Source organism: Paenisporosarcina sp. P5_A11 (genome assembly GCF_056400705.1).
In genome coordinates, this window is sequence record NZ_JBFUKT010000156.1 from 1 (window position 1) to 7,988 (window position 7,988).

The following is a 7,988-nucleotide window of genomic DNA, read 5'->3' on the forward strand; positions in this document are numbered from 1 at the left end:
ATTTGAATGTCTTTGAAACGATTTGATGCATGATATCATCAACGATTTGAGTTTCCTTATCTGCTGAAATAAAAAGCATCTCCCTTCAATTTATTGGTGCCTCTGGAGCAAACAATCACGAAAGTTTACACACTTATATGTAAATGTCTCTACTCTTGCTACATTCAAAATACCATAATAATAAACCACTAAATACCATAAGGGGGTAGCGTCAGGTTTTTTACAATTTACAACGTTAGGATACAAATACTGTTATATCAAGGTCTGTGAGGATTGTATCAATAGGGTCTAATCTGTTGAGATGGGGGTCAATATTACGTGAAACAAGGCTTGTTAGTGCCTCATATAACTTGTCTCAAAACACTTATCGTTGCTAAGTCGACAATTTTTACTACCTGGAACAGTTTAACGTTGTAAAACCGCATTTTCCTGACTGCACCTTTTCTAGGTCATTTAGTGAGAGGAGAGGTTCAGTTGTTTTGGTGTTGAAGTATCCGAACAAGTCCTGTAAAAGCAATTGATTGATCGTTAAAAAGAAGCGTTCAATCTTCCCTCCGCCTCTTGGGACACCTACGGCAGAGAATACAAGGTTGATTTTCAAATCAATGGCTACTTGCTCTAAATGATTCGATGTAAAATCACTGCCATGGTCCGTAAAAAAAGGATACCACAGATGGTCCAATCTGGATGGCTCTTTCGCCAAATCGCTTGGTGCAGGGCTAAAGCCGTTTGAATGGTAGATGGTGCTTGAAAGGTTAAAAAATATCCAGCAACTGCTCGACTGTACTCATCCAAAATAATCGTTAGCCATGGCCGTTCTGCTTGTCCCTTTCCCCCCAAAAAACGCCCCATATAAAGGCGTTTTCTTTGTTTACTTATTTCACTAAAGCACCCGTTAGAATTGTTATTAGAAGCCGGTACCGATATTAAATACATTCAGAAACAATTGGGGCATCGTAGTTATCAAATTACAGCCGATGTATACTCTCACGTATCTAAAAAAATGAAAAAGAAAAACATCGAACAAGTCAACTCACGACTGAACGATGTTTTCAAATAATTAATTTAGACTTTTTTCGGGGTGAAATGGGGGTAGATTCGATACTAACAAAGTTATTGGACTCCTACACCCCAACAAAACACCCTTTAAACACAGTTATATCAAGCTTAATACATTTTCAAATATTGTTCGCGTTCCCATGGGTGTACAGATGTGCGGAACATATCCCATTCGATTTCTTTTGAATCCACGAAGTTTGCATAAATATGTTCACCAAGTGCTTCACGAATCGTTTTATTTTTTCCAAGTTCTTCTAATGCATCATATAACGAAGCTGGAAGATCTTCAACGCCATTTGCAAGACGCTCCTCTTTATTCATTACGTAAATGTTACGGTCAACAGCTGGTGGTGGCGTCATTTTGTTTTTGATACCATCAAGTCCAGCTTTCAAGATTACTGCCATCGCAAGATACGGGTTAGCTGCAGGGTCTACTGAACGGACTTCTACGCGTGTACTTACGCCACGTGAAGACGGGATACGAATAAGTGGGCTACGGTTTTGAGCAGACCAAGCAACGTAACAAGGCGCTTCATAACCAGGCACTAATCGTTTGTATGAATTAACAGTCGGGTTAGTAATCGCTGTAAATCCTTGTACATGTTTCAAAATACCAGCCATGAATTGATAAGCTGTTTCGCTTAATTTCAAATCACCTGACTCTTCAAAAAAGGCATTATCTTTTCCATTAAATAATGAAACGTTCATGTGCATACCTGAACCGTTTACACCAAATAATGGTTTAGGCATAAATGTAGCATGTAATCCGTGCTTACGTGCGATTGTTTTAACTACTAGTTTAAATGTTTGAATATTATCACAAGCAGTTACTGCATCTGCATATTTAAAGTCAATTTCGTGTTGTCCAGGTGCTACTTCATGGTGAGAAGCCTCGATTTCAAAGCCCATCTCTTCTAATTCTAGAACAATATCACGTCGGCAGTTTTCACCTAAGTCCATAGGTGCTAAATCGAAATATCCACCTGTATCATTTAATTCTAGTGTTGGTTCTCCACGTTCATCTAATTTAAATAAGAAAAATTCAGGTTCAGGTCCCAAGTTAAAGCTTGTAAAACCTAATTCTTCCATTTCTTTTAATACTCGTTTCAAGTTACTGCGTGGATCTCCAGCGAAAGGTGATCCATCTGCTTTATTCACATCACAAATCAAACGTGCTACTTTCCCTTTACCAGTAATCCATGGGAAAACTACCCACGTGTTTAAATCTGGAACTAAATACATGTCAGACTCTTCAATACGTACGAAACCTTCAATTGAAGATCCGTCAAACATCATTTTATTATCAAGAGCTTTGTCAAGCTGGCTTACAGGTATCTCAACATTTTTTATCGTTCCAAGAATATCGGAAAATTGTAAACGTATAAAATTAACTTCCTGCTCTTTTACAAACTTATGAATGTCGCTTTTTGTGTACTTGCTCACTTATTGTCACTCTCCTAAAAGTTTATTATATTCTAGCTCGCTTAGTGATAAAAACGAGATAAATCACCTTGTCTTAATGAAGCCTTTTGAAATCTACCTGCTTGTTGCATTTCAATTCGCAAAATACTTCGTAGTTCCGCATCCGTCATCTGTGCTTTAATTTCCGGAATGATAGGTTGGTTTTTCAATTCAAATAATTTTTTAATGCCCGCCATATTAATACCTTGTTCGAGAAAATCTTTTATCTCCAATAAAGTGTCGACATCAATTAATGAAAACATGCGTCGATTGCCATCTGTACGAGCGGGGTGAATTAAATCATGATCTTCATAATAGCGAATTTGTCTGGCAGTCAATTCCGTGAGCTGCATAACAATGCTAATTGGTAGTAATGGCATGGATCTTCTTAATTGTTGACTCACTTGACTCACCTACGCTTTCACAAGTGTTATCATACTATATGTTAACTTTCCTGTCAATACCATGTCATATAATCTAACATGGGAATTTTTTATTATAATTTTACTGCGATTTTTTTTCTTGTAGTTGTTGAACTGCAGAAAGAATCGCGAATTTAACATGTTCATAAGTTAATCCTCCTTGGATGAATGCAGTGTAAGGGGGGCGTATTGGACCATCTGCTGTTAATTCGATACTTGAACCTTGTACGAAAGTACCCGCAGCCATTATTACGTCATCCTCATAGCCAGGCATATAAGCAGGTTCTGGAGAAAAGTGAGCATTGATTGGTGAATTTGCTTGAATGGCCTGACAAAATTGAGTCATTTGTTGGGCCGTTTTAAATGATACCGATTGTATTAAGTCTGTTCTTTTTTCAAGATAATGAGGCGAGGTGTCCATGCCAATTTTTTCAAGTAAAGCCGAAGTGAAAATAGCCCCTTTTACAGCTTGCGCTACCACATGAGGAGCCAAGAAAAATCCTTGATACATATCCGCTAATGTATTTAAAGAAGGACCAGCCTCTCCACCTATACCCGGAGAAGTCATTCGGTACGCACACATATCCACATATTTTTTTTGAYCAGCAATATAACCACCAATTTTCGCTAGTCCCCCACCCGGATTCTTAATAAGTGATCCAGCCATCAAATCGACTCCTACATCAGTAGGTTCAAGCTTTTCAACAAACTCACCATAACAATTATCAACGAAAATAATTGCCTCTGGTTTAAGGGAACGAATTCTTTTTGTCATTTTTTCAATTTGTTCGATGGTGAATGAAGGTCGATTTGCGTATCCTTTTGAACGTTGAATCGCAATTACTTTTGTCTTATCTGAAATGGCTTGCTGAACATTTGTCCAATCAATACCTCCATCTTCTAGTAGATCTATATGTTGATAAGAAATGTTAAAGTCTTTCAGTGAGCCAGTATCTTGCTCGCCACCATCGACAATGGATTGCAATGTATCATATGGTTTACCAGTAATGTACAACAATTCGTCTCCAGGACGCAGTATCCCAAACAAACTAATGGTAATGGCATGTGTACCTGAAATAATTTGAGCCCTGACTAGCGCAGCCTCAGCTCCAAACACTTCTGAATAAACACGTTCTAAATTATCTCTTCCTTCATCGTCGTAACCATAGCCATTTGAAGGATGTAAATGAAAGTCACTAACTTGATGTTTTCTAAATGCAGTTATAACTTTTTCTTGATTCAAAAAAGCAATGTGATCCACTTCATTATGCTGTGCTGATATTTGTTGTTCGATTTGTTTAGCTTCTGATAATAAGTCTTGATTTAATACGGATTGGAATGTCACGATAATTTCCTCAATTCTAGGATTTTCACTCTTTTATTTTCACTCTTCATCTTATCAGTCCCACCCTTATCGTCAACTATTTATGAAGGCTAGGTAACATAGCTATTGTAATTGTATGAAAATCTGCTACAATTTAATTCGTTCTATTGAATTTTGGAGGAATGTGAAGTGGCTTGGGATGTATTAAATATTATTGGAACAATTGCCTTTGCAGTTTCTGGTGCGATTGTTGCCATGGAAGAAGAATATGATTTATTTGGTGTTTATTTACTTGGAATTGTGACTGCCTTCGGTGGAGGCGCGATTCGGAATTTATTAATAGGAGTACCGGTATCAGCATTGTGGGAACAAGATATGATGTTTCAAATTGCCCTGTTTGCTATTACTGCCGTTTTTTTATTTCCACAAAATTTATTGAAACATTGGAACCGTTGGGGAAATTTCTTCGATGCCATTGGTTTGTCAGCATTCGCCATACAAGGTGCATTGTTTGCTGTTCAGTTAGGGTTACCGATAAGTGCAACTATAGTAGCAGCGGTATTAACTGGTTCTGGTGGAGGCATCGTTCGAGATGTCCTTGCCAAACGAAAACCTCTTGTTCTTCGAAACGAAATATATGCAGTTTGGGCTGTAATTACGGGACTAGTAATCGGATTTGGAATAGCAGTAACCGACATTGCACTTTATGTTTTATTTGTCTCAACGACAACATTACGGGTTATTTCTTATCTATATAAATGGCGTTTACCCTTCCGTACTTTAAGACCATCAGAAAAAGCAGCTTAACTCGAAACCGAGAAAAGCTGCTTTTTTATTATCATTCTTTTTTATAATTCTACTTCGCCTTGCCATTCTAACATACCGCCAGACATGTTCGTTACGTCAAATCCTTGACTTTCAAGGTATTCACACGCTTTTCCACTTCGGCCACCTGAGCGACAAATGATTACATATTCTTCAGTCTTATCCAATTCTTGATGCTTGAACTCTACTAACCCTAATGGAAGATGCTGTGCTCCTGGAATTTTACCTGCAGCTACTTCATCTGCTTCACGAACATCAATCATATGAACTGTTTCACCAGCGTCTAGTTTAGCTTGTAATTCTTCAGGTTGAATTGTTTTCATATTTATACCCCCAATTAGTTGTGTTTTACACCCCTAATATTATACATCTTTTTGTCTAACAACGTTATTACACTTCTTCAGTTGTTAATGATACTGGTTTTGAAGGAACAAAGGTTGAGATCGCATGTTTATAAATTAGTTGTTGTTTACCGTCTGACTCTAACAACACTGTAAAGTTATCATAAGATTGAACATGTCCTTTTAACTGGAATCCATTTAATAAAAACACTGTAATGAATACTTTGTTTTTTCTTAATTGATTTAAAAAGACATCTTGAATGTTTATCGGCTTCATTTTCTATTTCCTCCTATATAAACGCAATTGTTTGTTTGTATAATTATTTAGGTACACTATTTACTATTCGCTTTTAATGAGCAGATTCCTGCAAATCCTGTTTAATTATTGGAAGTAATTCTGATATAGCAAGTTCTGGTTCAATCCATTTTACCGGCAATTTATTTCGGAAGTATGTAAGCTGACGCTTTGCATACCGTCGCGAATTTTGCTTAATTTGTTCAATCGCTTCCTGCAACGTGGATTGATTTTCAAAATAAGTGTAGATCTCTTTATATCCAATAGCTTGAACTGCTTGTACATCTTTAATTTCTCGCTCCCATAATTGCTTGGCTTCATTTACTAGTCCTTGTTCAATCATACGATTTACTCGTAAATTAATTCGTTCATATAATAGTTCTCTATCCAATTGCAACCCTAATATTACATGACGATACATAGCCTCATGACCTTGATTTTGTGTTTCAGCCGATTTTGTTGTATCAGAGTGTTCTGCGATTTCTAACGCACGTACTACTCGGCGGGTATTATTCGGATGTATTACAGCTGCACTTTGTGGATCGATTAGTTTGAGCTTTGCATGCATGGCTTCAGGGCCCATTTGTTTTAGTTCGTCGTAATAGCCACTGCGTACCTTTTCATCAACTCGGTCCTCTGTAAATTGAAAGTCATATAAAACAGATTGAACATACAATCCAGTACCACCCACTAGAATAGGTAATTTCCCTCTTGATCGAATTTCAGCAATTTTCTCACGAACTAATTGCTGGTACTCTGCAACTGAAAACGACTCTGTAGGTTCTTTTATATCTAGTAAGTGATGAGGAATACCTTCCATTTCACCATGTGTAACTTTTGCTGTGCCGATATCAAGGCCTTTGTAAACTTGCATAGAATCACCATTAATAATTTCCCCATTTAACAATTTCGCTAGTTTAATCGAGAGCGCGGTTTTTCCAGAAGCAGTCGGTCCCACTATGGCAAGTACATCTAAATCCATCATTTTTTCTCCATCCATTTTGTTATTACCTCATAGGTTTCTTCTCTTCCAATTTCCATTAGCAATTCATGCCTTTTTCCTTCAGTTATTACTACAGTAATATCACTCAGTCCCGCTTTTTTATATTGTTCAGCAACTACCCAGAGTTGTTTTCCATTTTGACTTACGGGGTCCAGCGAACCTGATATCATGAGAATCGGAAGATCCTTTGGAATATGGGCGATTTCTTTTTTATTATGAACCATTTGTAATCCACTTAAAAGGTCCACGAAAAATTGATTGCTTGCGACAAACCCACATAAAGGATCATCGATATATTTTTGAACTTCTATAGGATCTGAACTTAGCCAATCAAAATCAGTTTTGGAACCTTTAAAAGCTGCATTATATTTACCAAATGTCAGTTTGTTTAATAATTGATTCTCAGTTTGTATTCCCTTGACTTGGCAGAATCCTTTTGCCATCCATTTTCCAAGTGACCCTTTCAAACCAATTGGTCCACCCGTACCTGATAGAATAATTTTGGAGATTGATTCTCCATACTTTTGAATATATCTTCTTCCAATAAATGACCCCATACTATGAGTAAATAGAATGGGACTATCGCTTATGATATCCTTACGAACGTCTTGCAAAACTTCTCGTACATCTTCTGTCACTCGTTCAAATCCATCTTTCTCACCAAAAAATCCAACTTGACTTTGCTTTTGACCCGAATGCCCATGTCCACGATGATCATGCCCTGACACGACATATCCTTGGTTGACCAAATGAGTCGCAAATTCTTCATATCGCCCAATGTGTTCAGCCATGCCGTGTAAAAAATGGATATGTCCTATAGGCGGCTTGTTTGGTTTATAAACAACTGTGTAGATTTCATACCCATCTGACATTTTGACATAATGTATACTTTTGGTCATTTGGCTTTCTCCTCTCGGAAGGCTATTGCTGCGTGCATTTGTTTATCTAAGTCAAATCGATAGAAATCAACTTGATTTTCTGAATAGCCAAGTTGAGCTTTCATCATTTGAAATACTTGTTCTTTATAAGCATGCACTTCATCTATATTGAAATATAAATTACCTGTTCGGCGAATAAAAAAATCGGCGGGCGTACAAGTCATTTCAAATTGGATGCCATAGGCAAGTTTAGCCGCTAATGGCAAAGGCAATCCATATGAATTATTTTGCAACACATTTGCATAGGCAAATAAGTGATTTACATTCGTTCCATAAAACGCTGCTAGTTGACGTGATTCATCGTATGACAATCCGTAACG

At 37.3% G+C, this 7,988-nt stretch carries 9 protein-coding genes and 1 pseudogene; 1 reads left to right on the forward strand and 9 read right to left on the reverse strand.

The features are described from left to right. Nucleotides 1-472: 472 nt before the first annotated feature. The 4 genes and pseudogenes from AC1DOS_RS15870 to AC1DOS_RS15885 form a co-directional block, all read right to left on the reverse strand. Nucleotides 473-840, reverse strand: a pseudogene (locus tag AC1DOS_RS15870) (DDE-type integrase/transposase/recombinase); the annotation flags it as partial. A 327-nt stretch (nt 841-1,167) separates the two neighbouring features. Further along, nucleotides 1,168-2,502: a type I glutamate--ammonia ligase gene (gene glnA / locus AC1DOS_RS15875; RefSeq protein WP_108584737.1), complete on the reverse strand. Its 1,335-nt coding sequence runs from the start codon at nt 2,500-2,502 to the stop codon at nt 1,168-1,170. 41 nt (nt 2,503-2,543) lie between these two features. After that, a complete protein-coding gene (locus tag AC1DOS_RS15880; protein ID WP_024534936.1) occupies nt 2,544-2,924 on the reverse strand; it encodes a MerR family transcriptional regulator in 381 nt (126 codons plus the stop codon). A 100-nt stretch (nt 2,925-3,024) separates the two neighbouring features. Then, nucleotides 3,025-4,287 carry a methionine gamma-lyase family protein gene (locus AC1DOS_RS15885; protein WP_477538282.1) on the reverse strand — a complete coding sequence of 421 codons (1,263 nt, stop codon included), beginning with the start codon at nt 4,285-4,287 and terminating at the stop codon, nt 3,025-3,027. A 168-nt stretch (nt 4,288-4,455) separates the two neighbouring features. On the opposite strand from AC1DOS_RS15885, the gene AC1DOS_RS15890 reads away from it, so the two are divergent. Next, nucleotides 4,456-5,073, forward strand: a complete 618-nt coding sequence (locus AC1DOS_RS15890) for a trimeric intracellular cation channel family protein (RefSeq protein ID WP_108584734.1) — start codon at nt 4,456-4,458, stop codon at nt 5,071-5,073. Between the two features lie 41 nt (nt 5,074-5,114). Here AC1DOS_RS15890 and AC1DOS_RS15895 read toward each other — a convergent pair whose 3' ends face one another. From AC1DOS_RS15895 to AC1DOS_RS15915, 5 genes are all read right to left on the reverse strand, one after another. After that, nucleotides 5,115-5,414 (reverse strand): rhodanese-like domain-containing protein, encoded by a 300-nt coding sequence (locus AC1DOS_RS15895; protein ID WP_108584732.1) that lies wholly within the window; start codon nt 5,412-5,414, stop codon nt 5,115-5,117. A gap of 67 nt (nt 5,415-5,481) precedes the next feature. Continuing rightward, entirely contained in the window at nt 5,482-5,709 is a 228-nt protein-coding gene (gene hfq, locus AC1DOS_RS15900) for an RNA chaperone Hfq (protein WP_108584731.1), read from the reverse strand. Nucleotides 5,710-5,782: 73 nt separating this feature from the next. Continuing rightward, on the reverse strand, nt 5,783-6,727 hold the full coding sequence (gene miaA / locus AC1DOS_RS15905) for a tRNA (adenosine(37)-N6)-dimethylallyltransferase MiaA (protein ID WP_477538283.1): 945 nt from the start codon (nt 6,725-6,727) through the stop codon (nt 5,783-5,785). Then, nucleotides 6,709-7,629 carry an alpha/beta fold hydrolase gene (locus AC1DOS_RS15910; RefSeq protein WP_477538284.1) on the reverse strand — a complete coding sequence of 307 codons (921 nt, stop codon included), beginning with the start codon at nt 7,627-7,629 and terminating at the stop codon, nt 6,709-6,711. Before AC1DOS_RS15910 ends, miaA begins: the two co-directional genes overlap by 19 nt. Next, on the reverse strand, nt 7,626-7,988 hold a 363-nt coding region (locus AC1DOS_RS15915; RefSeq protein ID WP_477538285.1), incomplete at its 5' end, for a glycerol-3-phosphate dehydrogenase C-terminal domain-containing protein. The genes AC1DOS_RS15915 and AC1DOS_RS15910, both read right to left, overlap by 4 nt.